At 45.6% G+C, this 26,664-nt stretch carries 23 protein-coding genes; 16 read left to right on the top strand and 7 right to left on the bottom strand.

What is annotated here, in order from left to right:
- The first annotated feature begins 7 nt into the window (after nucleotides 1–7).
- The 5 genes from J4N42_RS14055 (at nucleotide 8) to tatC (ending at nucleotide 3,835) form a co-directional block, all read left to right on the top strand.
- The gene (locus tag J4N42_RS14055; RefSeq protein WP_252028829.1) at nucleotides 8–613 is read left to right on the top strand and encodes a ubiquinone biosynthesis accessory factor UbiJ; all 606 of its coding nucleotides are present in this window, start codon (nucleotides 8–10) and stop codon (nucleotides 611–613) included.
- Nucleotides 610–2,244 (top strand): ubiquinone biosynthesis regulatory protein kinase UbiB, encoded by a 1,635-nt coding sequence (gene ubiB, locus J4N42_RS14050; protein ID WP_252028827.1) that lies wholly within the window; start codon nucleotides 610–612, stop codon nucleotides 2,242–2,244. Before J4N42_RS14055 ends, ubiB begins: the two co-directional genes overlap by 4 nt.
- A gap of 51 nt (nucleotides 2,245–2,295) precedes the next feature.
- Nucleotides 2,296–2,556 (top strand): Sec-independent protein translocase subunit TatA, encoded by a 261-nt coding sequence (gene tatA, locus J4N42_RS14045; RefSeq protein WP_252028825.1) that lies wholly within the window; start codon nucleotides 2,296–2,298, stop codon nucleotides 2,554–2,556.
- Nucleotides 2,557–2,559: 3 nt separating this feature from the next.
- On the top strand, nucleotides 2,560–3,003 hold the full coding sequence (gene tatB, locus J4N42_RS14040) for a Sec-independent protein translocase protein TatB (protein WP_252028823.1): 444 nt from the start codon (nucleotides 2,560–2,562) through the stop codon (nucleotides 3,001–3,003).
- Nucleotides 3,004–3,079: 76 nt separating this feature from the next.
- Nucleotides 3,080–3,835: a Sec-independent protein translocase subunit TatC gene (gene tatC / locus J4N42_RS14035; protein WP_252028822.1), complete on the top strand. Its 756-nt coding sequence runs from the start codon at nucleotides 3,080–3,082 to the stop codon at nucleotides 3,833–3,835.
- A 125-nt stretch (nucleotides 3,836–3,960) separates the two neighbouring features.
- Here the strand turns inward: tatC and J4N42_RS14030 are convergent, their stop codons facing one another.
- Nucleotides 3,961–4,722 carry a TatD family hydrolase gene (locus J4N42_RS14030; protein WP_252028821.1) on the bottom strand — a complete coding sequence of 254 codons (762 nt, stop codon included), beginning with the start codon at nucleotides 4,720–4,722 and terminating at the stop codon, nucleotides 3,961–3,963.
- A gap of 155 nt (nucleotides 4,723–4,877) precedes the next feature.
- On the opposite strand from J4N42_RS14030, the gene hemB reads away from it, so the two are divergent.
- The 4 genes from hemB to spfP all read left to right on the top strand — a co-directional run bounded on the left by hemB (nucleotide 4,878) and on the right by spfP (nucleotide 10,077).
- Nucleotides 4,878–5,921, top strand: a complete 1,044-nt coding sequence (hemB, locus tag J4N42_RS14025; protein WP_252028819.1) for a porphobilinogen synthase — start codon at nucleotides 4,878–4,880, stop codon at nucleotides 5,919–5,921.
- Nucleotides 5,922–5,984: 63 nt separating this feature from the next.
- Complete coding sequence (locus J4N42_RS14020; RefSeq protein ID WP_252028818.1) at nucleotides 5,985–6,425, top strand: GNAT family N-acetyltransferase; 441 nt, start codon at nucleotides 5,985–5,987, stop codon at nucleotides 6,423–6,425.
- Between the two features lie 615 nt (nucleotides 6,426–7,040).
- Nucleotides 7,041–9,836: a DNA polymerase I gene (polA, locus tag J4N42_RS14015; RefSeq protein WP_252028817.1), complete on the top strand. Its 2,796-nt coding sequence runs from the start codon at nucleotides 7,041–7,043 to the stop codon at nucleotides 9,834–9,836.
- Between the two features lie 193 nt (nucleotides 9,837–10,029).
- Entirely contained in the window at nucleotides 10,030–10,077 is a 48-nt protein-coding gene (gene spfP / locus J4N42_RS22675; protein ID WP_438356636.1) for a small protein SpfP, read from the top strand.
- Nucleotides 10,078–10,519: 442 nt separating this feature from the next.
- On the opposite strand, the gene yihA is transcribed toward spfP, so the two are convergent.
- Nucleotides 10,520–11,200, bottom strand: coding sequence for a ribosome biogenesis GTP-binding protein YihA/YsxC (gene yihA / locus J4N42_RS14010; protein ID WP_252028815.1), 681 nt, complete (start codon nucleotides 11,198–11,200; stop codon nucleotides 10,520–10,522).
- Between the two features lie 148 nt (nucleotides 11,201–11,348).
- On the opposite strand from yihA, the gene J4N42_RS14005 reads away from it, so the two are divergent.
- The 5 genes from J4N42_RS14005 to hemN all read left to right on the top strand — a co-directional run bounded on the left by J4N42_RS14005 (nucleotide 11,349) and on the right by hemN (nucleotide 16,074).
- Nucleotides 11,349–11,966, top strand: a complete 618-nt coding sequence (locus J4N42_RS14005; RefSeq protein ID WP_252028814.1) for a c-type cytochrome — start codon at nucleotides 11,349–11,351, stop codon at nucleotides 11,964–11,966.
- A gap of 788 nt (nucleotides 11,967–12,754) precedes the next feature.
- Nucleotides 12,755–13,393, top strand: a complete 639-nt coding sequence (locus J4N42_RS14000) for a class I SAM-dependent methyltransferase (RefSeq protein WP_252028813.1) — start codon at nucleotides 12,755–12,757, stop codon at nucleotides 13,391–13,393.
- Nucleotides 13,393–13,959, top strand: coding sequence for a Der GTPase-activating protein YihI (gene yihI, locus J4N42_RS13995; protein ID WP_252028812.1), 567 nt, complete (start codon nucleotides 13,393–13,395; stop codon nucleotides 13,957–13,959). The genes J4N42_RS14000 and yihI overlap by 1 nt, the downstream gene beginning before the upstream one ends.
- A gap of 9 nt (nucleotides 13,960–13,968) precedes the next feature.
- Entirely contained in the window at nucleotides 13,969–14,457 is a 489-nt protein-coding gene (locus J4N42_RS13990; protein WP_252028811.1) for a DUF2489 domain-containing protein, read from the top strand.
- A 228-nt stretch (nucleotides 14,458–14,685) separates the two neighbouring features.
- Nucleotides 14,686–16,074, top strand: a complete 1,389-nt coding sequence (gene hemN, locus J4N42_RS13985) for an oxygen-independent coproporphyrinogen III oxidase (protein WP_252028810.1) — start codon at nucleotides 14,686–14,688, stop codon at nucleotides 16,072–16,074.
- 217 nt (nucleotides 16,075–16,291) lie between these two features.
- Here hemN and ilvY read toward each other — a convergent pair whose 3' ends face one another.
- Complete coding sequence (gene ilvY, locus J4N42_RS13980) at nucleotides 16,292–17,182, bottom strand: HTH-type transcriptional activator IlvY (RefSeq protein WP_252028809.1); 891 nt, start codon at nucleotides 17,180–17,182, stop codon at nucleotides 16,292–16,294.
- Between the two features lie 142 nt (nucleotides 17,183–17,324).
- Between ilvY and ilvC the strand changes: the two genes are divergently transcribed.
- On the top strand, nucleotides 17,325–18,809 hold the full coding sequence (gene ilvC, locus J4N42_RS13975; RefSeq protein ID WP_252028808.1) for a ketol-acid reductoisomerase: 1,485 nt from the start codon (nucleotides 17,325–17,327) through the stop codon (nucleotides 18,807–18,809).
- Nucleotides 18,810–19,116: 307 nt separating this feature from the next.
- Here ilvC and ubiK read toward each other — a convergent pair whose 3' ends face one another.
- From ubiK to J4N42_RS13955, 4 genes are all read right to left on the bottom strand, one after another.
- Nucleotides 19,117–19,368 (bottom strand): ubiquinone biosynthesis accessory factor UbiK, encoded by a 252-nt coding sequence (gene ubiK / locus J4N42_RS13970; RefSeq protein WP_112417885.1) that lies wholly within the window; start codon nucleotides 19,366–19,368, stop codon nucleotides 19,117–19,119.
- Between the two features lie 193 nt (nucleotides 19,369–19,561).
- Nucleotides 19,562–22,684, bottom strand: coding sequence for a multidrug efflux RND transporter permease subunit (locus J4N42_RS13965; protein ID WP_252028807.1), 3,123 nt, complete (start codon nucleotides 22,682–22,684; stop codon nucleotides 19,562–19,564).
- Between the two features lie 11 nt (nucleotides 22,685–22,695).
- Nucleotides 22,696–23,802: an efflux RND transporter periplasmic adaptor subunit gene (locus tag J4N42_RS13960; protein ID WP_252028806.1), complete on the bottom strand. Its 1,107-nt coding sequence runs from the start codon at nucleotides 23,800–23,802 to the stop codon at nucleotides 22,696–22,698.
- An 18-nt stretch (nucleotides 23,803–23,820) separates the two neighbouring features.
- Nucleotides 23,821–24,405, bottom strand: coding sequence for a TetR/AcrR family transcriptional regulator (locus J4N42_RS13955; protein WP_252028805.1), 585 nt, complete (start codon nucleotides 24,403–24,405; stop codon nucleotides 23,821–23,823).
- 175 nt (nucleotides 24,406–24,580) lie between these two features.
- Between J4N42_RS13955 and rep the strand changes: the two genes are divergently transcribed.
- On the top strand, nucleotides 24,581–26,596 hold the full coding sequence (gene rep / locus J4N42_RS13950; RefSeq protein ID WP_252028804.1) for a DNA helicase Rep: 2,016 nt from the start codon (nucleotides 24,581–24,583) through the stop codon (nucleotides 26,594–26,596).
- Nucleotides 26,597–26,664 lie beyond the last annotated feature (68 nt).

Below are 26,664 nucleotides of genomic sequence, written 5' to 3'. Positions count from 1 at the left end.
GGCCAATATGCCATTTGAACCGTTAGTTACCGCCGCGATTGAAACGTCACTGAATACTTTAGTCAACGACGAGCCAGAGTTGGTTCGTCGTTTGGCTCGACTAAAAGGTCAAGTCATTCAGGTTCACCTTAAAGAGTTAAACAAAACCCTAACTTTTATCTTCAGCCAACAGATAGATGTATTGGGTAACTATGAAGGTCAACCCGACTGTTACTTGTCACTGAACCTATCAGTATTGCCGGAGCTGCGTGAGCAAGCCAATATCACTAAGCTGATCAAGCAAGATAAACTGGTGTTAGAAGGCGATATCCAGCTGGCTCAAAAGTTTGCTCAATTGATGACGGACTGCAAGCCTAACGTCGAAGAATGGTTATCTCGTGCAACGGGTGATGTGGTTGCACACACTCTCGTACAAGGTGCGAAAGATGTTGGTGCCTTTGTTCAAAAACGAGTGGCTAAGCATCAAGACCATCTCGCACAAGTATTAACTGAGGAATGGAGAGTCGCGCCTGGGCCATTGGAAGTCGCGTATTTCTGCGATCAGGTCGATGAAGTGAAAAGCCAAGCTGCTCGTATTGAAGAGCGCTTAAACCGCTTGGTGGATAACGCATGACGCCAACCGAAGTAAAACGCCTCTACCATATTATTAAAGTGCAGCTTGAGTATGGCTTGGATGAGCTCTTGCCTACTCATGAGTTGACCAAAGCGCCACTTCTGGCACGTAAATCTCTGTTTTGGATTAAAAACAAACACGCCGATAAACCTCTGGGTGATCGACTGCGCCTTGCCTTGCAAGAGCTAGGTCCGGTGTGGATTAAGTTTGGTCAAATGATGTCGACTAGACGAGATCTTTTCCCTCCGCATATCGCCGATCCACTTGCGATGTTACAAGACAAGGTCGCGCCTTTTGATGGTCAGTTAGCGAAACAGCAAATGGAGCTGGCATTAGGTGGTGAACTCGAGCAGTGGTTTACGGATTTCGATATTACACCACTGGCATCGGCCTCAATTGCTCAGGTCCATACTGCTAAACTAAAAGAGTCTGGTCGTGAAGTCGTGTTGAAAGTCATTCGCCCAGACATTAAACCTGTCATAGATGCTGACTTAAAATTGATGCATCGCATGGCAAAAATTGTTGCAAAGGCGCAACCTGAAGCACGTCGTTTAAAACCGGTTGAAGTGGTACGTGAGTACGAAAAGACCTTACTCGACGAACTTGACCTGCGCCGTGAAGCCGCGAATGCGATTCAACTGCGTCGTAACTTCGAAGGCAGTGAAGAACTCTACGTACCAGAAGTGATTACCGAGCACAGTAATGAAACTGTCATGGTTTCTGAACGTATCTATGGTATTCAAGTCTCTGATATTGAAGGTTTGAAAGCGAACGGCACCAACATGAAGCTGCTAGCTGAGCGTGGTGTGAGTGTGTTCTTCACTCAGGTATTTCGCGACAGTTTTTTCCACGCGGACATGCACCCAGGTAACGTATTTGTTCAGCCTGAGCATCCAGAAAACCCACAGTGGATTGGTTTGGATTGTGGCATCGTCGGGACATTGAACAGTGAAGATAAGCGCTACCTAGCGGAAAACTTCCTAGCTTTCTTCAACCGAGACTATCGCCGAGTGGCGGAATTGCACGTCGATTCTGGTTGGGTTCCACGTGAAACCAACATTGATGAATTTGAGTTTGCGATTCGTATTGTATGTGAGCCGATTTTTGCCAAACCTTTGTGTGAAATTTCGTTTGGCCATGTACTACTTAACCTATTTAATACGGCTCGCCGTTTTAATATGGAAGTACAACCGCAGTTGGTGTTGTTGCAAAAAACATTGCTGTATGTAGAAGGATTAGGGCGTCAGCTCTACCCACAACTTGATTTATGGGAAACCGCAAAGCCATTCTTAGAAGAGTGGATGATGAATCAAGTGGGCCCACAAGCGGTGATCAATGCGGTGAAAGATCGCGCGCCGTTTTGGGCAGAGAAGTTACCGGAACTGCCGGAGCTGCTATACGATAGCTTGCGACAAGGTAAAGCGATGAACCAGAGAATGGATCAGCTTTATCAAGGCTATCGAGAAAGCAAGCGCCAGCAGGCGACAGGAAAGTTTTTATTTGGTGTTGGAGCCACTTTAGTCGTATGCTCGGCAATATTGGTGAACAACGCTTATGAGCAGCTATCAGTGGTAAGTGGCGTCGCAGGTGTCACATTTTGGTTGCTTAGTTGGCGAGCTTACCGTCGTTAGACGTTAAACTCTTGAAAAAATTGTGTGTAATAAAGACCCGAGGTAAAAAGAATGGGTGGTATTAGTATTTGGCAACTTCTTATCATTGCCGTAATTGTTGTATTGCTGTTCGGAACAAAGAAACTACGCGGTATCGGTGGTGATTTGGGTGGCGCAGTAAAAGGCTTCAAGAAGGCGATGAGCGAAGACGAATCAGCAGACAAGAAAGACGCTGACTTCGAACCAAAAGCTGTTGATCAGCAAAAGAGCGTAGAGCAGCAGAAAAAAGAAGCCGCTGATACAGAAACTAAGAAAGACAAAGAGCAGGCGTAACAAGTGTTTGATATCGGTTTTTGGGAACTGGTATTAATATCTGTAGTGGGGCTGGTGGTACTTGGGCCAGAGCGTTTGCCTCATGCGATTCGCAGTGTTTCCAAATTTGTGGGCGCAGCGAAAAACATGGCAAACAGTGTGAAAGATGAATTGTCACACGAGCTTAAAGTTCAAGAGCTGCAAGAAAACTTGCGTAAAGCAGAAAAGATGGGGATGGAAGACCTGTCTCCTGAGCTGAAATCTTCTGTTGAAGAGCTCAAGCAGGCTGCGCAAGATGTCCAACGTCCGTATGCGAGCAAAAGCGACTCTGCACCGAAACAGGCAGAGGCTGTGAATGAGAGCATTGAGTCCATTCCAAGCGCCGATGACGCAGGTACAGTTGAAAGCAAAGTGGTGAATCACGACGCTACGCAACCAAGTACAACGGCAGATAAAAAAGCCGAATAGTCTCGCATTATAGGAGCTACAGCTTAAGGTAATGAGTTTGTAGCTCCTTTTCGATCTTATATAGTTGAGGTTTGATATGTCTTCGGTTGAGCAGACACAACCTTTAATCAGCCACTTGTTGGAACTTCGTAACCGCTTATTACGCGCTATTCTGGCCGTATTGGTGGTGTTCCTCGGGCTGATTTATTTTGCTAACGATATCTACGAATTTGTTTCTGCACCTTTGGTAGACCGCCTACCAGAAGGGGCAACCATGATTGCAACCGATGTTGCATCGCCATTTTTTACCCCGTTAAAGCTAACGTTGATCGCATCTATTTTCGTTGCGGTGCCGTTTATTCTCTATCAAGTCTGGGCATTCGTTGCTCCGGGTTTGTATAAGCATGAACGTAAGCTGATTATGCCGTTGATGTTCTCGAGCTCGCTACTGTTTTACTGTGGTGTTGCGTTCGCCTACTTTGTGGTGTTTCCACTGGTGTTTGGCTTCTTTACCGCAATTTCATTAGGTGGTGTGGAGTTTGCCACTGACATCTCGAGTTACTTAGATTTTGTCTTAGCACTGTTTTTGGCGTTTGGTATCGCTTTTGAAGTGCCTGTAGCGATCATTTTGCTATGTTGGACTGGTGCAACGGATCCGAAAAGTCTGAGCGAGAAGCGCCCCTATATAGTAGTTGGTGCATTTGTCATCGGCATGATGCTGACACCACCAGATATGATTTCGCAAACCTTACTTGCTATTCCAATGTGTCTACTGTTTGAAGTTGGATTGTTCTTCGCCCGCTTCTATGTACGAAAAGACAGAGACGAAGAAGAAGAGCAACAAGCAGACTAGTTTGCTGAAGCAGATAAAGAGAAGGCTTGCCAATTGGCAAGCCTTTTTTATTGCTGCTTTTTCGTTGCAAGGGCCTGCTCATCAATTATTCGAGGCGAGCATTTTAGACAACGCTAGGTTTACCTTTACAGCTTAAATAGATCGCGAGCATTAGCGGTGGTGAACTGGTCTACTTGCTCTAGGCTAAGCTCACGTAGGTCGGCTACACGCTGTGCAACCAATGACGTGTAGGCTGGCTCATTACGTTTGCCGCGATGTGGCACTGGCGCTAAGTAAGGGCAGTCTGTTTCTAGAATGACGTAATCTAAGTTCAGGTGTGGAATGACTTTATCCATTCCCCCGTTTTTGAACGTCGATACACCGCCCAAACCAAGGTGAAAACCGAGATCATTAATGGCTTTAGCTTCTTCAAGGCTGCCGCCGAAACAGTGGAATACTCCACTGAGTGACCCATCTTGCTCGCTTTTAAGTAAAGTGAGTGTCTCTTCGATGGAGTCTCGGGTATGAATTACTACGGGCAAGTTCATTTCTTTGGCCCAGTTAAGCTGAGTAACAAACGCCATCTCTTGTTCTGCTTTATAGGTTTTATCCCAATACAGGTCGATACCGATTTCACCGACAGCAATGAAATTGTGTTTATCAAACCAAGAGTGAATGGTTGCTAGAGTATCTTTAACGTTGGCGTCTACATAACAAGGGTGCAAGCCCATCATAGAACGACATACTTCTGGGTATGCGGCTTCTGTGGCTAACATCGGTTGAATGGAATCTAAGTCGATATTTGGTAGTAGGATGTTTTCAATGCCTTGCTCTAACGCTCGCTGAACCACTTGGTCGCGGTCTTGATCAAATTCGGTGGCGTAAATATGGGCATGTGTATCGATCATGGTCACTCTCGTTGTGGGCTATCAGACTATCTGGGCAAAGTATACGGTAGTGTGAACCTTTGGTCATTTTTCTAATTTTTCAATTTTGCTGCTAGCGTCAGCAAGCGAGAGTGATATGATTTTGCTACGCACTTTAACCAGACAAGGAGAATAGAGTGTCTGTATCTATCCAAGGGCAATTTCCAGGGCGTCGTATGCGCCGTATGCGTAAGCACGAGTTTAGCCGTCGTTTAATGGCGGAGAATCAGCTATCAGTGAGCGATCTTATTTACCCAATGTTCATTTTAATGGGTAAAGACCGTCGTGAGCCTGTGGAGTCCATGCCAGGTGTTGAGCGTTTGTCGATCGACCTAATGCTGGAAGAAGCGCAGTACTTAGCGAATTTGGGTGTACCTGCGATCGCTCTATTCCCAGTGGTTAACCAAGATGCGAAAAGCTTATGTGCTGCAGAAGCGTATAACCCAGAAGGCCTTGTTCAACGTGCTGTCCGTTCACTGAAAGAACACATCCCACAAATTGGTGTGATCACTGATGTGGCACTGGACCCATTCACTACCCATGGTCAAGACGGCATCATTGATGAAGATGGTTATGTGCAAAACGATGAGACCACTGAAGTGTTGATTAAACAGGCTCTGTCTCATGCTGAAGCCGGTGCAGATGTGGTTGCTCCGTCAGATATGATGGATGGCCGTATCGGTAAGATTCGTGAAGCGCTAGAAGAAGCGGGGCACATTCATACCCAAATTATGGCTTACTCGGCTAAGTATGCGTCTTGCTACTATGGTCCATTCCGTGATGCAGTCGGCTCGGCATCCAACCTGAAAGGTGGTAACAAGAAGAACTACCAAATGGATCCGGCCAACAGCGATGAAGCGATCCAAGAAGTGGCGCTAGATATCAATGAAGGCGCTGATATGGTAATGGTTAAGCCTGGCATGCCTTATCTAGACATTGTTCGTCGTGTGAAAACTGAGCTGCAAGTGCCAACTTTTGCTTACCAAGTTTCTGGTGAGTACGCGATGCATAAAGCGGCGATTCAAAATGGCTGGCTAAGTGAGCGTGATACCGTGATGGAATCTTTGTTGTGCTTTAAGCGAGCTGGTGCTGATGGCATCCTGACGTATTTTGCAAAAGACGTGGCCGAGTGGCTAGCGGAAGATAATGCTCAAGCGGCTCAGCATCTGAATCAAGACTAGGGTCTGTTAAGTTAGAGAATAAGGCTGGCATCATGCTGGCCTTTTTTAATTTTGGGAGAGGGTATGAGTGTAGTAGTTCGACAAGGTAGCTTGGAAGAAGTGGTTCAAGTTGTCTCAGCAATTCAAGAATTTGCCCAAAAAGAAACCGTACAATCTCTGCTGAAACGATTGGATGGGAAAACGTCATTAGTCCTAGTGGCAGAAGAGCGGGGGCAGTTACTTGGATTTAAGATTGGTTACGAGATCGATAATGAGACGTTCTATAGTTGGTTTGGTGGTGTGTCTCCTTTAGCGAGAAATAAAGGGGTGGCACAAAAATTATTGGACGTCCAAGAACAGTGGGTGGTGGAGCATGGCTATACACAGCTGAAAGTAAAATCGCGCAATCAATTTCCTGCGATGTTAAGGCTTCTGATTAGAAACTCATATCTAATTGAAAATTATGAAAAAAGAGATCCTATTATTGAATCTAGGATCGAGTTTGTTAAGTCGCTTAAAAAATAAATGAGAAAAAATCTCATTTAGGTGTTGACTGTTAAATGAGAATCATTATTATTAAGCCTGTCTTAGGGAATGAGGAAAAGTTCACAAGGACGTTGAATTACCAGATTCAGATTGGAGACGGTGATGACACTGAACTTAAACGAACTTGCACTAGTTCTTTTTGACACGACATTGCTCACATTGCTTCCAGTGTAATTTATAGCTTTATGGCAAAGTTGTTCATTCACCTTGAATCAGCTTTGACCCCTTATGCTAGGCGACATCTTCGGGTGTCGCTTTTTTTCTGCCTAAAATTTGGATCTTGGTGTGCGAATAAAAGGACACCAGCAGTCTTTTCCACAATGCAAGATCGCTTAGGGATCATGGTGGGAATGAACGATCTTGATCAATATTCATTTAAATCAATGCATTATACCTATCAAATTCATATTGTTTGAGTTGCGCAACGCGAGCATGAAAATTATATAAACAGAGTTATCCACAGATGGTGTCGGCTCAAGGTGAATAAATCTTCAAATGTGTGAGTAAGGTTTATCGACTTAAAATGGAATCAAAATGGCAGTCATGGCATTCTAGGCAGATCTTATTCTGCATTCTCTTTGGATACAAAAGACTATGGCTCGCATACCTGATAATCCGTTGATTTTAATCGACGGTTCTTCTTACCTTTACCGCGCTTTTCATGCTTACCCTGGCACCATGAGCAACGGTGATATTCCAACTAACGCAGTCTACGGTGTAGTGAATATGCTACGCAGTATGATGCGCCAGTTTTCTTCTGATCGTATTGCAGTGATCTTCGATGCGAAAGGTAAGACGTTCCGTGATGATATGTATCCAGAGTACAAAGCGAACCGACCACCTATGCCGGACGATCTTCGTTGCCAGATCGAACCTTTGCATAATGTTATTCGTGCAATGGGGTTGCCTCTTATTTCTATCCCTGGTGTAGAAGCCGATGACGTAATTGGTACGCTCGCGGCGCAAGCCTCCAAAGCGGGTATGCCGGTATTGATCAGTACCGGTGATAAGGATATGGCTCAGCTAGTCGATGACAATGTTACCTTGATCAACACTATGACTAATGTCGTGATGGACAGAGAAGGCGTGATAGAGAAATTCGGCATCCCACCAGAGCTCATCATCGATTACCTCGCTCTGATGGGCGATAAAGTGGATAACATTCCGGGCGTACCGGGTGTCGGTGATAAAACCGCGACTGCCTTACTGCAAGGCATTGGTGGCTTAGACAAGCTTTACGAAAATCTAGACGACATAGCACCGCTTGGTTTCCGCGGTTCAAAAACGATGGCTAAAAAGCTGGTCGACAACAAAGAAAATGCCGAGCTTTCTTATGAACTGGCTACCATTAAATTGGATGTTGAGTTAGAAGAAACACCAGAATCTTTGCTAAAAGCCGAGCCAAACAAAGATGAGCTGATCAAACTCTACGGTCAGTTAGTATTTAAATCATGGCTGAATGAGTTGTTGGAAGGCGGCACTGGCGTTGTGGAAGCTGACGAAAAGTCTGGAGCCGTTCGCAGTGGCGCTGCGGCAACCAGCACTGTAGAGATGGATACATCAGCCGTGACGATTGACCGCAGCCAGTACGAAACCATTTTGGATGAAGCGAGCTTCAACCAATGGCTCGAGAAGCTAAAAGACAGCGACGTATTTGCGTTTGATACTGAAACCGACAGCTTAGACTACATGGTTGCTAACCTTGTCGGCTTATCATTTGCTACAGAGGAAGGGGTCGCAGCCTATGTACCTGTTGCGCACGACTACCTTGACGCACCGCAGCAACTGGATCGCGATTGGGTCCTTGAGCAGCTGAAACCTATCTTAGAAGATGACACTCAAGCCAAGGTTGGCCAAAACCTGAAATACGATGCGAGCGTATTGGCTCGCTACGGTATTGAGATGAAGGGCATTAAGCATGACACCATGCTTGCTTCTTACGTTTTCAATAGCGTTGGTGGCAAACACGATATGGACAGCCTAGCGTTACGCTTCTTGCAGCATAGCTGTATCTCATTTGAACAAATTGCAGGTAAAGGCAAGAACCAACTTACTTTCAATCAAATCGACCTTGAGCAAGCCGCCCCATATGCGGCTGAAGATGCAGATGTGACATTGCGATTGCACAACCGTATTTACAGAAACATTGAACAAGATGAAAAGCTCAAAGCCATCTACCAAGATATTGAAGTGCCATTGGTGCCTGTTTTATCTCGTATCGAAAGAACCGGTGTGTTTATCGATGACATGTTACTGGGGGCGCAATCTCAAGAGATCGCTGCTCGTCTCGATGAGCTAGAACAAAAGGCGTATGAAATTGCGGAGCAAGAATTCAATATGAATTCTCCTAAGCAGTTACAGGCGATTTTATTTGAGAAGATGGGTTTACCTGTCATCAAGAAAACGCCATCGGGTACACCTTCGACCAACGAAGAAGTGTTACAAGAATTGGCACTGGATTACCCGCTACCGAAGTTGATTCTCGAGTATCGCGGCTTGGCGAAGCTGAAGTCGACCTACACCGATAAGCTTCCTAAGATGATTAACCCAGAAACCGGGCGAGTTCACACCTCATACCATCAAGCTGTCACGGCGACAGGGCGTTTGTCTTCAACCGATCCTAACTTACAGAACATTCCAATTCGTAATGAAGAAGGCCGTCGAATCCGCCAAGCTTTCGTTGCACCTCATGGGCATAAGATTCTTGCTGTCGACTATTCTCAAATCGAACTGCGTATCATGGCGCACCTATCGGGTGATAAAGCCTTATTGGATGCTTTCCAGCAAGGTAAAGATATCCACGCTGCGACGGCGGCAGAGATCATTGGTGTTGATATCGACCAAGTCAGTAGCGAACAGCGTCGCCGTGCAAAAGCCGTTAACTTTGGTCTTATCTATGGCATGAGTGCGTTTGGTTTGGCTAAGCAACTGGGTATTCCACGTGGTGAAGCACAGCAGTATATGGATACGTACTTCGAGCGTTACCCTGGTGTGATGCAATACATGGAAGACACTCGTAGTGCAGCGGCTGAGCAGGGCTTTGTTGAAACCATCTTTGGCCGTCGTTTGCACTTACCTGAAATCAAATCGCGTAATGGTATGCGTCGTAAAGCCGCTGAGCGTGCCGCTATCAACGCACCAATGCAGGGTACAGCAGCAGATATTATTAAAAAGGCGATGTTGTTGGTGGATGAGTGGATTCAAGCTGAAGGCGCGGGCCGAGTGAAACTACTTATGCAAGTACACGATGAATTGGTGTTTGAAGTGGAAGAGTCAGCTTTGACCGAAATTGAAAGTAAAGTACAACAATTGATGGAATCGGCTGCGGAGTTAGATGTGCCTCTAGTGGCTGAAGCGGGCCATGGTGACAACTGGGATCAGGCCCACTAGACAAATATTAGTCAATTTGAGTGAATAATCATGAGCCAGCGCACAAACGCTGGCTTTTTTTTGTCGCTAAAAAAGAGCCTGATAAAAATCGCTATTTGTACTTTAAGAAAAGTTTAATGAAAAAAAACTACAAAAACAGTTTCTATTTCTGACCAATTGTTGTACATTAATCGGCGTAGGGTACAGAGGTAAGATGTTCTATCTTTCAGACCTTTTGTTTCACGTTATTGGATTAGGCTGATTCAGCCGCCCCAGTCAGTTTTTGACTGGGGCGTTTTTTATTGGGCGAAAGAAAATTTCTCGCTGGTGTAATCCATCACCTTTCCGTTCTAAACTTTCACTTCTATAAGCGCTTTCTTAACGCTGCTTTAGTAATTTTGCTTCCTTCACAGTTTTGTTATTTTCTGTAACTAACCAAGTGAGTTTGGAGTGGGGGATTTGTCAATAATCTGTTTCTTATTAATGAGTTAATAGATATTTGAACTGTTCCCAGAGCCGGGAATCTAATGGTTGAAAATTATCCGAGTATCAGTGATGCTAGCGGCATAATAATAATTACTTCTATTTCTCTCCCGTTGCCCCACCAGGATGGTGGGGATTTTTATGCCTGTAATAACGCTAGCGACAAAAAAGCCCCACACAGTCGGCAGGGCTTCTTAGAGGTATTACGCAGTCAGAAGTGCTTAATCTTCTGAACTCTCATTTTGTGTGTCGCTGTCTTCGCTCTCTGCGTCTTCTATATCAGCATCTAGGTGGGCAAAAGCTGGTGCGTACCACTCATCTAGCTTATTACGTAGCGTATCAACACCGATTCCCTTTAATGAAGAGAAAGCAGCAACACTCACATCACCACCAAAACCAACTGCATCTTTCTTGATCTTCAATACCTGAGCTTTACGTGCGCCACTCTTTAGTTTGTCTGCTTTTGTTAACAAAACTTGTACTGGAATGCCACAATCGACCGCCCAGAAAATAAGTTGTTGGTCTAGGTCTTTCATTGGATGACGAATATCCATCAACACAACCAAGCCTTTCAAGCATTTGCGTTTTTGTAGGTATTCACCCAGTGACTTTTGCCACTTTTTCTTCATTTCTAGCGGAACTTGGGCAAAACCATACCCTGGTAAGTCGACAATGTGGCAACCTTCATCGACTTTAAATAGGTTTATCAACTGTGTACGGCCAGGGGTTTTACTGGTTTTGGCCAGTGCACGTTGATTCGTTAAGCGGTTCAATGAACTGGATTTTCCCGCATTGGAGCGTCCTGCGAACGCAATTTCGATTCCTTCGTCTTCTGGTAAATGACGAATATCAGGCGCACTGGTAATGAAATGCGTGTTTTGGTAATGAATTTTTACGCTCACTGTTAACTCCATCTCGACTTTGTGTAGTCGATTGATTACTTTTTTGTGAAATTGTGTAAAATAACCGTGCTCGGCATAAGGTCGCCTATTGTACCATGAGTGGCAACGCAGAGTGGTACCGGAAGCTTGATAATTATAATGGAATGTCATGAAGAAATTAGCGCTAATCTTGAGTCTTTTAGCCAGCTGCTCAGTATGGGCCCAAGGTAGTATTGAAGCTGGTAAAGCAAAATCCCAAACATGTGTTGCCTGCCACGGGGCAGATGGTAACAGTCAATTAACGATGTACCCTAAGCTAGCGGGTCAACATGCTAAGTATCTTGAGAAGCAGTTGAAAGACCTAAAGCTAGGTATGACTAGTGGCGGTAAGCAAGGTCGTGTCGACCCTGTGATGGGCGGTATGGCGATGCCACTGTCTGAGCAAGATATGGCTGATCTAGCGGCTTACTATGCTTCATTGCCTATTTCACCAAACACTACGCCAGAAAATGTAGTTGAACAGGGTAAAACTCTGTACACAGCAGGTGATGCAGAGCGTGGCTTAACGGCGTGTATTGCGTGTCATGGCCCACGTGGTAATGGTACTGAGCTATCAGGGTTCCCGAAAATCTCTGGTCAACATGCTGATTACATCAAGCTTCAGCTAGAAAAATTCCGTGACGACACTCGTGCAAATGACATGAATGAAATGATGCGCGACGTTGCGAAGAAACTAACAGATGAAGAAATTGTTGTACTGTCTAAATATGTTGGTGGCCTACACTAAGCCCTAAATCGTTCGAGCAAAGTTAAATGAAAACGCCTCAGCTGCATGCTGGGGCGTTTTCTTTTGTAGAGCATTCATCTTTCACGGTCTGGTTGCGCGCCAACTTTGAGACATGCAGCACGGTGCCTTTTTTATCGTGCTACCAAGTTTGCTTAACCCTTTGTAAGAGATCTGCCATACGTTAACGCAACGATCACTATGTCTTCTTTGTAAGTGTATGAAAAATAAAGATCTTAATCCGCCGCAGTAAAAAAAGACCTTTTTTTTCTTATTGGTCGTTGTTTCAAAATCGAGCTGGAGTAAAGTAATCACATCAGCAGGGAGCTGAAACAGGAATTCAGACCACGATGGTCTCCAAGGATGCATGCTAAGGAAGCGTGGTGGTCAAAAAGGACTAAGGTCGGCATGAAGCCAACCTGATACGGATGGTCAACTTGTCTAAGGATTTAGACAGCGCAAGGATCAGGCTAAGGACTAGCCCAGATACGGGAAGCTAACTCGTACAGGAAGTTAAACGGAAAGCCAAAATTCATCAGGATGATGAAGAACAACACCTTTTAGCAGGGAAAGCGCTAAAAACAAATGGAAGATTGTGCACCAATTTGAGTGCAACACAGTTTCACCACCTAGGGTGGTATTTAGAAAGCGATGGTCTTAGATCATCGCTTTTTTTATGTTTCGTCGCCAGTAACGGTTTTTTTTCTGGATTTGGTGATTAATTGCTCAATTTTACTCCACTCTGAATCGAGTTTCTGGTATGTTTCGCATCCCTGTTTGAGGATGGAAATATGCACAGCTGCCCGTTATGCCACAATCCCACCGTCACGCACTACCACTCGGATAAACGACGTGACTATTTACAGTGCGATATTTGTGAATTGGTGTTTGTGGATCCAAGCCAGCGCTTGGAGGCGAATGAAGAAAAAGCCCACTATGATCTGCATGAAAATGATCCTAGCGATATGGGCTATCGTAAGTTCTTGTCGCGTATTGCTGACCCGATAACAGAGAGAATTCAACCTAACTCACATGGGTTAGATTTTGGTTGTGGCCCAGGCCCAACATTATCATTAATGTTGCAAGAGCGTGGCCACGATATTGAGCTGTACGATATCTATTATCACCCGAATCAAGTGGTGTTAGAGAAAGCGTATGACTTTATGACTGCGACAGAAGTTATCGAGCATCTCTATGAGCCCGATAAGGTGTGGCAGCAATGGTTAAATTTAGTTAAGCCGGGTGGCTGGATTGGTCTTATGACCAAAATGGTCATTGATAAAGAAGCGTTTGCAACATGGCACTATAAGAACGACGTAACCCACGTTATCTTCTTTAGTCGTCGAACCTTTCAATACTTGGCAGAGCGGGATAAGCTCGAACTAGAATTTATTGGCAATGATGTAATTTTGCTGAGGAAACTCCAGTAATGAGTCGTAGTAAGAAATCAAGAAAACCGAGTGCGTTAAGACAAGATGAAGTTGTCGTTACTCGTAATCGCACAGAGTCTGATGTTGAAGGTCGCCTTCGTAAAAGACTGAAAAAGCGTAAAGGCCTAAAAACCGGTAACCGTAACTCTGAAGCGTCAAAGCAGAAGCAACGCCAAGAGCAGCAAAAACGCGATCCTCGCTTAGGCAGTAAAAAGAAGATTCCTTTGGTCGTTGAAGCGCCGAAGAAACTCACCAAACAAGAGCGCCGCATCTCAGCTGAAAAAGAGCTAGAAATGTTGGAAAATGATGCGCAATTGAATGTGTTGCTTGATCGTTTAGATAACGGCGACAACCTAGGTGCAGGCTTACAAAGCTACGTTGATGAGAAGCTAGATCGCATCGAAGTACTTATGAAGCAGCTTGGTTTGTATCAAGATGAAGAAGACGAGATAGAAGAAGTCGAAGCGCCAGCGCCGAAAGCGAAAAAAGCGAGCAAGAAGCCAGCTTCTGACGATGACCTTCTTTCTCAGTTTGAAGGTTTAGACCTTAACGACTTTAAAGAGTAGAGCACTAATATGAATGTAACCTTGTTAGCCATTGCGGGTGGAATCATTATTCTCGGCTTAGCATCCTATGCAGGTTACCTTCTGCTCCAAGTTAAGAAGCAAAAGGAATTGCAACTGCGTCATCAAGAGTTGGCTATCGAAAAACGTAACGCCAATATCTTCGAGAATGTACATACCCTCTGTCTAGCGGGAATCCAAGGGCAGTGTGACTTGTCTGAAATTAGCATCCGTGTGTATAACATCATGGACTACGTACAAGGTGAGGCGAGAGTCGACTTTGATGAGACTTACCCAGCTACGTCTGAGCTGTACCATATAGTGAAAGACATGGCGCGTGGAGAAGACAGACAGCAGCTCGCGAAAAAAGAGCGTATGCAGCAGAACCTAGCTCGTCAGAAAGCGGAATCACGTTTGAACGATGCGATAGTCGAAGAATTGAAGCAGCTGCAACAAACCGTTAAGCCTCTCAACAATCAAATCAACATTCAGATGATTTAATTAAGGCTACCTATTACTGGGTAACCGCATCTTATTGCTGGCCTAGTCGCTATACTTTTAAGTAAGTGATCGGGCTAGCAGTTCTGAACAATATTAACCAAAACTTGTTTTGCCTACCGACGTTCGTCATAGTCGTGTGGCAAAATAGCCCGTTATCGCAACAGCGAACTTTAATCGCTATTGCGGCCACAGTGAATTGAAACCTCGTTACAAACGGAAAGTACCATCATGTCGCAGTCAGTTGTCGCCAGCCAGCAAATCGTATGGGATCAAGCCATTCTAGATAAGTATAACTATTCTGGGCCTCGCTATACCTCATACCCAACGGCGTTAGAGTTTCACGAAGCGTTTACGATTGCCGATTACGATATGGCATGTACTCAGTATCCTGAGCGTCCACTGTCTCTGTATATTCATATCCCGTTTTGTCACAAGCTTTGCTACTACTGTGGCTGTAACAAGGTTATTACTCGCCACTCGCACAAAGCCGACGAATACCTTGATGTACTCGAGCATGAAATCCGCCAACGCGCGAGTTTGCTTCAAGGACGCAAAGTAACGCAGCTACACTTTGGTGGCGGCACGCCAACCTTCTTAACTGAGCAGCAAATTAGCCGTTTGATGGCGATTCTACGTGGCGAATTCCAATTTGAAGACACTGCAGAAATCAGCATCGAAGTCGATCCGCGTGAGATTGAACTCGATATGCTCGATCACCTGCGCAGTGAAGGGTTTAACCGTTTAAGTATTGGTGTGCAGGACTTCAATAAAGAAGTACAAAAACTGGTTAACCGCGAGCAAGATGAAGACTTCATTATTGCGATGGTAGCAAGAGCGAAAAAGCTAGGCTTCCGATCAACCAATCTAGACTTAATCTACGGCTTACCAAAGCAAACCCAACAGCGCTTTGCTGATACGCTAGCGCAAGTACTAGAGATGCAGCCTGGCCGCCTGTCTATCTTTAACTACGCGCACATGCCGCAACTGTTTGCCGCGCAGCGTAAAATCAAAGATGAAGACTTACCGAAAGCCGAAGAAAAAATGGCGATCTTGCAAGATACCATTACGACACTAACTGGTGCGGGCTACCAATTCATTGGTATGGATCACTTTGCCCAACCTGATGACGAGTTGGCTGTTGCGCAGCGTGAAGGTGTACTGCACCGTAACTTCCAAGGTTATACCACTCAAGGTGAATGTGATTTAGTAGGTTTTGGTGTCTCAGCCATTTCCATGATTGGTGATGCGTACGCGCAAAACCAAAAAGAACTGAAGAAATACTATGCGCAAGTAAACGATGAGCGCCATGCTTTATGGAAAGGGGTTGCTTTAGATAGTGATGACTTACTTCGCCGTGAAGTGATTAAGCAGCTTATCTGTAACTTCAAGTTGGATAAAACCCAGATTGAAGCTGAATTCAATGTGCCATTTAACCAATACTTCAAAGAAGATCTGCAGCTTCTTCAGACTTTCATTAATGATGAATTGGTTGAAGTCGATGACAACGAAATCCGCGTTACTTTGCGTGGGCGTTTGCTGATTCGCAACATCTGTATGTGTTTTGACAAGTATTTAAGAGCTAAGGCTAGGCAGCAGCAGTTTTCTCGTGTCATCTAAGTTTTCGTCATATTTGAAGCCACAGCGTCGTTGTCTTCACAACCTCCCCGGAGCGCCGGCCGCCCCAATCACATAGCGGACTATGCTCATGGGAATAAGGTTGTTTGACGCCTAGCTGTGACTCCAACTATTTAGAAAACTGATTTAAATGTAAAAGCCACTGTTTTTCTTTCGATCTGAAAAAGCGGTGGCTTTGTTGTTTCTAGAGCTTGAAAAGTTATGGGGCGATATAGGTATCGTGTGCCATTTCCCATAGGGCTTTTACCAGTGGGTTGTCTAGTTGTGAGCGCTTGCAACACACACCCAGTTTGAAAGGTTTGATTGAAGCGACTTTTAAACGTTGGATCTTCTCTTTCACCGGACTGTTGTTGATCACCACATCGGGTGCAATACCGACACCACAACCTAACGCCACCATACTGACAATCGCTTCATGCCCTGATACCTGAGCATAGATGGTTGGCTTGATTTTCATCGCTTTGAACCAAGCATTGGCGCGGTCTCGCGCAGTACCTGACTCTGGCACGATAAAAGGAATGGAAGACCAATCAGGCTTGTCTTTCTGCAACTCATCAGCAAAGTTGCTTACACCAATAGGGGCAATGACCGAAAGAGGAATCTCACTGATGGTTTCGAACTCAATCCGAGCCGGAAGTTGCTCTGGTTTGGCGGAGATTGCAATGTCGACATCGTCGGCCAGTACTTTCTCTATTGCTTGGGCTGGGTCGCCTGTCGAAAGCTTAAATTCGATCAGAGGGTGTTGCAGGCGAAAATCAGATAGAAGTTCTGGCAAATGGCTGTAGCTGGCGGTTACGGAACAGAACAATCGAATCTCGCCTGTTAGCTCTTGCTCATGCCCTTCTAGCTGAGCGTTATATTGCTGCCATTCTGACAATATTTTCATTGCCACCGGTAGCAACTTTTTTCCTGCCGGCGTAAGTTCAACACTCCGGTTATCGCGCAGAAACAAACTTTGCCCAGTTTCTTCTTCCAGTTTTTGTATCTGACGACTGAGTGCAGAAGGGCTGATGTGCATTGCCGAAGCTGTCTTGCTGAAGTTTTTACTATCACACAAATGAATGAACATCTGCAGGTGTTTAATATTCATAAATAGGTCATCTTACGTTGCATAAATTGCAATAACTAATTGTGAATATATCACTTTAAGCAACTTCGTGTCTGTTTTAGTATGACCTCATTCGGTAAGAGAACGACCGACCATTATGGATAATTTCAAAGGAGCGCCCAATATGGCTAACTATTTCAATACCCTAAACCTACGTGAGCAATTAGACCAACTAGGTCGTTGTCGCTTTATGGACCGCGAAGAATTCGCAACAGAAGCTGATTACCTAAAAGGTAAGAAAGTCGTAATCGTAGGTTGTGGCGCTCAAGGTCTGAACCAAGGCCTAAACATGCGTGATTCTGGCCTGAACGTAGCATACGCACTACGCCAAGCAGCGATCGACGAGCAGCGTCAATCGTACAAAAACGCGAAAGAGAACGGTTTTGAAGTAGCGAGCTACGAAACGCTAATCCCAGAAGCAGACCTAGTAATCAACCTTACTCCAGACAAGCAGCACACTAACGTTGTTGAGACGGTGATGCCGCTAATGAAAGAAGGCGCTGCACTAGGTTATTCACACGGCTTCAACGTAGTTGAAGAAGGTATGCAAATCCGTAAAGACCTAACCGTTGTAATGGTTGCACCTAAGTGTCCTGGTACAGAAGTACGTGAAGAGTACAAGCGTGGCTTCGGTGTACCAACGCTAATCGCGGTTCACCCAGAGAACGATCCAAAAGGTGAAGGTTGGGATATCGCAAAAGCATGGGCTGCAGGTACTGGTGGTCACCGTGCAGGTTGTCTAGAGTCTTCATTCGTTGCAGAAGTTAAATCTGACCTAATGGGTGAGCAAACTATCCTATGTGGCATGCTACAAGCGGGTTCTATCGTTTCTTACGAGAAGATGGTTGCTGACGGCATCGACCCAAGCTACGCAGGTAAACTTCTACAATACGGTTGGGAAACCATTACTGAAGCACTGAAGTTCGGTGGCATCACTCACATGATGGACCGTCTATCTAACCCAGCGAAAATCAAAGCATTTGAGCTTTCTGAAGAGCTAAAAGAGCTAATGCGTCCGCTATACAACAAGCACATGGATGACATCATCACTGGTGAGTTCTCAAGCACTATGATGGCTGACTGGGCGAACGATGACGCAAACCTACTAGGCTGGCGTGAAGAAACAGGCGAAACAGCGTTTGAAAACTACCCAGCAGGCGATATCGAAATCTCTGAGCAAGAGTACTTCGACAACGGCATCCTACTAGTAGCAATGGTTCGTGCAGGTGTTGAACTAGCATTCGAAGCAATGACTGCATCAGGCATCATTGATGAGTCAGCGTACTACGAGTCACTACACGAGCTACCACTAATCGCAAACACAGTAGCACGTAAGCGTCTATACGAAATGAACGTTGTAATTTCAGATACAGCGGAATACGGTAACTACCTATTTGCTAACGTAGCAACTCCGCTACTACGTGAGAAGTTCATGCCTTCAGTAGGTACTGATGTAATCGGTAAAGGTCTAGGCGAAACGTCTAACCAAGTAGACAACGCTACGCTAATCGCAGTAAACGATACTATCCGCAACCACCCAGTTGAGTACATCGGTGAAGAGCTACGTGGTTACATGACGGATATGAAGAACATCGCAGTAGGCGGCTAATTACTTGCCTTAAGGTTCCATTTCGGTGTCGAAGGTGCTCATTTGCTATCGCAAACTCTGCGCCTTCTCCTAGACATGAAACCTTAATCCTAAGTAATTGAAGAACTTAGATAGTAGGTTAGTAAGAACTCCAGACAGATGGGGTTAAAAATACAAAAAAACACAACATCTAATAAAAAGGCTTGGTCGCCGTTGACCAAGCCTTTTTTGTTTATCTGGGCTGTGGATTTGGGCGGCTCATTTAGAGCGTGGCCAAAACAAAAAGGGCTGACGTATTACGTCAGCCCTTTGTATCTTTGATTACTGCTTACTTGTCAGCAAGCTTCGCTTCTAGGTCAGCGAGCTTTTGTTCCATTTCAGTCAGCTTTTGGCGCGTACGAAGTAGCACTTGAGTTTGTACGTCAAATTCTTCACGGCTTACTACGTCTAGCTTGTTTAGTTGGCCTTGGATAACTTGGCGAACTTTCTGGTCTACGTCTGCACCAAGCTCTTTTACAGGAGCTGGCATAGAGTCATGAATTTGTTTAGCGATTTGCTCTAGTTTCTTTGGATCAAACATGGGGATGAAAACTCCTTTCAATTTGTGCTCATTCTAAGTAATTGCCGATAGAAAGTCGCTACTTGGATGGCAAAAATTCGACCTTATTAAGGGTTCAGCAAGCAATAAAAAAGGCCACCGAAGTGACCTTTTACTTAAAGTGTTGACCGATTAACACACGATACGTTCGTTGCTATCGATGAGTCTATATCAACTAATTATTATCAGCCATTTCACGATGTGCCGCTTTCGCTTCATCAACGCGTGCTAGTTTCTCTAAGTCTTTATCTTCAACAAAGACTGGCAGTGGTTTGTGTTTCTCAGCTAAGTAGCTGTAAATCACTGGCAGTACGAACAAGGTAAAGATAGTACCAATTGCTAGACCAGCAACGATTACAATACCGATACTAAAGCGCTGTGCGGCACCTGCACCTGTTGCGTACATAAGCGGGATAAGACCTGCAATCATTGCTGCAGTCGTCATTAGGATAGGGCGCAGACGTACTTTCGCCGCTTCCATCACCGCTTCTGTTTTGCCCAGTTTATTGTGTAGCTGCTCTTCTTTCGCTACCTCACAGATCAAGATACCGTGCTTGGTGATAAGACCAACCAGAGTAATCAAACCAACCTGCGAGTAGATGTTCATGGTTGCCGCACCCCATGCTAAGGCGATCAAAGCACCACAGATTGCTAATGGTACGGACACCATGATAACCAGCGGGTCTTTCAGAGATTCGAACTGAATCGCCAGAACTAGGAAGATGATGGCCAGTGCGAGACCGAATGTCGCGTAAAGAGCGCTACCTTCAGTTACGTATTGGCGAGCTTCACCCATGTAGTCGTGGTTGTAGCCATTTGGCAGTTTGTCTGTCGCGGTGCTTTCGAACCATGCGATAGCATCACCCATTGCTGTACCTGGTGCTGGAACCGCACCAATGGTAGCTGAGTTTAGCTGGTTGAAGTGCGGTAGTGAGCGAGGCTCTGCTACAACATCAATGGTGATTAAACTGCCCAGTGGAACCGCTCGGCCGTCCGCCGCGCGAACGTAGTAGTTGTTCATTGATTCTGGGTTTAGACGCCACTTACGCTCAACCTGAGGGATAACCTCGTAAGAACGACCGTTTAAGTCGATACGGTTGACGTAGCCATCAGCCATCATAGTACTTAGCGTGATACCAATGTCCTGCATGGTTACGCCATATGCACCGGCTTTATCTTTGTCGATGTTGATTTTCATCGTTGCCGAGTCGTAGTTCAGGTCAAGGTCTGAATAAACGAACATCGGGTTTGATTTCACATCAGCAAGGATATCAGTTGTGATAGCAAACAAGCTTTCAAACGCATTAGGTGTCGTGATAACGAACTGGATCGGTAGACCAGAACCCGCACCTGGCAGTTCTGGCATCTGGAATGCAGTTACTGCCATACCAGGAACATTACCCACCAAACCACCTACACGGTTTGCCACTTCAGATTGGCTAGCTTCACGCTCACTCCAAGGCACCATCGATGCGATACCAAAGGCTTGGTTTGAGTTAGGTACACCAGTAAATACCTGAGCAAACGAAACTTCTGGCTGGTCAGACAGAATTCGGTTTACGTCATTCATGGTATTTTGCATGAAGTCTAAGTTGGCATTCGATGGCGCTGTACCCATCAGCATGATTACGCCTTTATCTTCCGACGGGGCCAGTTCACTTGGAATGAACTTGAACAACGCTGGAAGGCTAGCAAATACGATAATAGCGAATGCAATCACCACAGGGCGGTGCTGCATTACCGCATTAAGCATTTTCGCGTAGCGGTTAGTCATTCGGTCTAGGAAACCATGTACTTTCTGCTCAAACTTGCTTGGCTCTTCGTTCGCCTTCAGCATTTTTGAACACATCATTGGAGACAGGGTTAATGCCACAATTCCCGATACAAATACCGCACCTGCTAGGGTTAACGCGAACTCTTTAAAGAGCGAGCCGGTGATACCACCCATTAGCGCAATCGGCGCGTATACTGCACCCAGCGTTAAGGTCATCGCAATTACTGGAACAGCAATTTCGCGGGTACCGATGATGGCAGCACGGAACGGAGATTCGCCAAGCTTAACGTGACGGTCGACGTTCTCCAGTACAACGATCGCATCATCTACCACTAGACCAATCGCAAGTACCATCGCCAGCAGCGTCATCAAGTTCCATGAGAAGCCCATCGCCTGCATTACCATAGCTACCCCGATTAGTGATAGCGGGATGGTAACGATAGGAATGATTACCGCACGGAACGAACCTAAGAATAGGGTGATAACCACTAATACGATCAGTGCCGCTTCAACGATAGTTTTGATTACTTCGTTGATGGATTCATTGATCGCGATAGTCGAGTCGTACATGACGTTCATTTTGATGTTGCTAGGCAGGTTGCGTTCTAGTTGAGGCAACAGATCCAGAACATCAGCAGCGATATTGATTGGGTTTGCACTTGGTGCCGCATTGATCGCTGCAACCACGGCTTCCTGACCATTCGCACTTGCGCGATAGACGTCGTGACTTTTCTCTAGGGTTACTTTGGCAATATCGCTTAGGCGGGTGATGTCACCTTCGTCTGAGCTCACTACTAGGTTCGACAGTTCTTCAACGTTAGATACCTGAGTATCGGCACTGCCGTTATACAGAACGAATTCACCGACAGCCTGACCAGTCGCCGACTGGTAGTTGTTGGCATTCAAGACGTTCATCACATCAGTCGCCGTTAGGCCAAGCGCCGCCATTTTGGCAGGGTCTAACCAAACGCGCAGTGCGTATTTCATACCACCGTAGAGATCAACCTTAGACACACCGTTTACGGTGAATAGCTGAGGATTGATTACACGCTCAAGGTAGTCAGTGATCTGACTTGAAGACAGCTCGTCACTGGTGAAACCAATGTAGAGTACCGCCGTCGTAGAACCGGTCGACATGGTTACCGTCGGATCTTCCGCTTCTTTAGGAAGCTGCGAACGAACCGAGTTGGTTTTGGCCAGAATGTCAGACAGTGCTGCGTTCGGGTCGGTGTTCAACTTCATGTTTACGGTAATCGTCGAGCTACCAAGCACCGATGACGAGGTCATGTAGTCGATATTGTCTGCCTGCGCGACGGCTTGCTCCAATGGCTGAGTAATAAAGCCTTGGATTAAGTCGGCACTGGCGCCGTAGTAACTCGTGGTGACGGTTACTACAGTATTTGTCATTTCAGGGTATTCACGAACCTGCATTTTGAATACGGCTTGTAAACCAAGCAGCGCTATCAAAAAGCTGATCGATACCGCTAAAACTGGACGTTTAATAAAAACATCAGTAAAGCGCATGAGGCCTCCAATTACAGCATTGGTGTTTCAGCTGGTGGAGTAGTTGCATCGCTTTCTACTACACGAACTTTTGCGTCGTTACTTAGACGAACCTGACCAGACGTGACAACTACATCACCAGGCTTCACGCCTTCTAGGATATGTGCGATGTCTTTAGTTCGCTCGCCCACTTTCACTACGTGTTGCTTAACGCGCTTCTCACCATCTTCTTCAGTGATGATGTAGACGTTGTCGCCGTATAGAGTGAAAGTAATTGCGGTTTGCGGCAGCGTTACTTGGTTATCTAGCTTAGGTAGGATGATGTTTGCGCGCGCAAACATACCGCTACGCAGTGTACCGTCGCTGTTTGGAATATCCGCTTGAACTTGGATCAGACCACTTTGGATGTTTACCGCAGGCTCGATTGCCGAGATTGAACCTTTGAAAGGCTTCTCTGGGTAAGCATCAACAAAAATATCGACTTCCTGGCCAAGGCTGATACGAGAGATATCCGTTTGAGAAACGGTAAAGCGCAGACGCATTACACTGGTGTCTTCTAAACGAACGATGTCAGTACCCGCTTGTAGGTATTGGCCTAGGTATACATTACGAATACCAACGACACCCGCAAATGGCGCTTTGATTTCACGGCGTTCGATTGAAGCTCTTAGGCTTTCAATATCTGCTGCCAGTGAGTAGTAGTTTGCTTCTGCTTCATCGTACGCTTCTTTAGAAATCGAGCCTTTTTTGTATAGGCCCTGGTAGCGTTTGTATTTTGCTTCTGCAGCAGGCAAGCGTGCTTGAGAGCTCTTCAAGTTCGCTTTTTCTACATCTGAATCCAATAGAACCAACGGTTGGTCTTGTTCTACTTGAGTACCAGAGTTGAATGCGATTTTGTCGATGACGCCGGCCGCTTCGTTAGAAATGGTCACACCTTGATTCGGTTCGATAAAGCCGATTGCTTCAATCACTGGAACCCAGTCAACGGGTTGAACTTCAGTCACCGTGACAGGGAACTCAGGTTCAGGGCGGTTAGCCAAGTACTCAGCGATTTTCTGCTGTTTGAATAGATTGAAACCTATCACGCTACCAAACAGTAGTATCGCGATAAGTAGCATAAAGAAAGTCCACTTTTTCATTCTGATAAGAACTCCAAATTAGTGTTTTGTAATCGCATCCCAGCTGGCTTCAATCGCGCCTTCAATCGCGTCTTGGTCCAGATGGTAATATCCGAGTGATTGTTTTCGAGCCAGAGTGACACTGACCTCTAAACTAAGTGCAGCTAACACTGGGTTGTCGAGGGATTTAAATACCCCTTGCTCGCGCCCTTCAGAGAAAAGCTGATCGACCTTGCTAAACATTTTGCGTTCGATCTCTTTGGTTTCGTGGCTACGAACACAAGGCAAAGAATCGTACTGAGCACGATTCTTCAGTGTTCCTAGGTTAGAGCCCGAAAGATCGAAAATGTTTAACCACATTTTGCGAAAACGTTCTTTTAGCGTCATAGAGCTTTCAACACCACGCTGAATAATCTCAGCGTTGCGTTGTATGACGGCCAAACGAACTTGTCGCAACAAGTCGTCCTTATCAGAGAAGTAGCGGTAAATCGTTCCTGCAGCAACGCCCGCTTCTTTGGCGAGTTTATGCATCGAGAGCCCCTGAAAGCCTGATTCTGCAATCAGTTTCTCAGCGGCATCTATGATTTTTTGTCTTTTGTCTACCATAGGATCAGAATCAGACATAGTTTACATTTAGCTGTCAGTGAATGAACGTTCATTCATTATAGTGCAAAAGGTATAGGTATATGCAACCTATTATTTCGCTTAATGGGTGAAAATCTTGTCAACGAGAGCGTAGCAATCGCACTGTTGCAGCATTATTATAGTCGCCAATTTCCATTACCATCCTGAGAACGCTATGAAGCTGAACCCAAATCAAGACGCAGCGGTAAAATACGTTTCTGGTCCGTGCCTAGTACTGGCGGGGGCTGGGTCGGGTAAAACCCGTGTAATTACCAATAAAATTGCTTATTTGGTTCAGCAGTGTGGTTACAAGGCACGTAACATTGCTGCTGTGACATTTACCAATAAAGCCGCGCGTGAAATGAAAGAGCGTGTTGGCCAGACGCTGGGCAAACAAGAAGCAAAAGGCTTAATGGTGTCGACGTTCCACACACTGGGCTTGAATATTATTCGTCGCGAGTACAAAGCACTGGGCCTTAAGGCTGGCTTCTCACTGTTTGATGACCAAGACCAGTTAGCGTTACTGAAAGAGCTGACCGAAAAGCAATTGGATGGTGATAAAGATCTGCTGCGTCAGTTACTCAGCTCTATTTCCAACTGGAAAAACGACATGTTGACGCCAGAGCAAGTGAAAGCGCGCGCGCAAGGCGAGCAGCAACAGCTGTTTGCTTTTTGCTTTGAGATGTACCAAAAGCAGATGAAAGCCTATAACGCGCTCGATTTTGACGACCTCATTTCATTGCCTGTTCTTTTACTGCGCACTAACGAAGAAGTGCGTCAGCGCTGGCAAAATCGTATTCGTTACTTGCTGGTAGATGAGTACCAAGATACCAATACCAGCCAGTATGAACTGGTGCGTTTAATTGTTGGTGAGCGTGGTCGCTTGACGGTAGTAGGGGACGATGACCAGTCGATTTACTCCTGGCGTGGTGCTAAACCGCAGAACTTGGTGTTGCTTGGTGAAGATTACCCGAACTTGAGGCTGATTAAGCTTGAGCAGAACTACCGTTCAACCAGCCGCATCCTACGTGCTGCGAACATCTTGATTGCCAATAACCCACACGTTTACGAGAAGTCACTATTCTCAGAGATCCCTGATGGTGAAAAGCTCAAAGTGTTGCTGGCGAAAAATGAAGAGCATGAGGCCGAACGGGTGACTGGTGAGCTCATTGCGCATAAGTTCCTCAATCGCACTGAGTATCGTGATTACGCCATCTTATATAGAGGCAATCACCAATCGCGTTTGATCGAAAAGTCACTGATGCAAAACCGAGTGCCTTATAAATTGTCGGGTGGCACTTCATTTTTCGCTCGTGCGGAAATCAAAGACATCATGGCTTACCTGCGTGTGTTAGTGAATCCCGATGATGACAATGCGTTTCTTCGTATTGTAAATACACCGCGCCGTGAGATTGGCCCTGTAACGCTAGAAAAGCTCGGCAGCTACGCCAATATGCGAGGTAAGAGTTTGTTTGAAGCCAGCTTTGAGATTGGCCTCGAGCAGCATCTCACTGGTCGAGGCTTGGAAAACTTGCGTCGTTTTACTCAGTGGATTGTGTCTATTTCAGATAACGCCGAACGCGGCAATACGGTAGATGCGGTACGTTCATTAGTTCGCGACATCAACTACGAAGACTGGCTATACGAAACGTCGGCGAGCCCGAAAGCGGCAGAGATGCGCATGAAAAACGTATCCGATCTTTATTCTTGGATTGTCGCTGACCTAGAAGGTGATAACTACGACCAGGAGGAGAAGACGCTCAAGGAAGTGGTTCAGCGCCTGACTCTACGTGACATGATGGAGCGAGGAGAAGAAGATGAAGACAGCGATGCAGTACAACTGATGACTTTGCATGCGTCAAAAGGTCTGGAGTTTCCTTATGTCTATTTGATTGGTAGTGAAGAAGGGATATTACCGCACCAAACCAGTATTGACGAAGACAACGTCGAAGAAGAGCGTCGCTTGATGTATGTGGGGATTACTCGCGCACAAAAAGAGCTGACCTTCACCATGTGTAAAGAACGCCGCCAGTTTGGTGAGTTGATTAAGCCGACACAGAGCCGATTCTTAGATGAGTTGCCATTTGATGATGTGGAATGGGAGCAAACCAAAAAGCCGGTTTCTGCTGAAGAGAGAATGGAAAAAGGCCAAGCTCATATTGCTAACTTAAGGGCAATGTTTAAGAAGTAAAAAGTGCTCTTCTATATAGAGGAAATAAAAAAGGCTTGAGTTAATTGCTCAAGCCTTTCTTTTATTAA

It is taken from the genome of Vibrio sp. SCSIO 43135, from assembly GCF_023716665.1.
GTDB classification, from domain to species: Bacteria; Pseudomonadota; Gammaproteobacteria; order Enterobacterales; family Vibrionaceae; genus Vibrio; species Vibrio paucivorans.
This window is presented reverse-complemented; position numbering and strand designations above follow the sequence as displayed.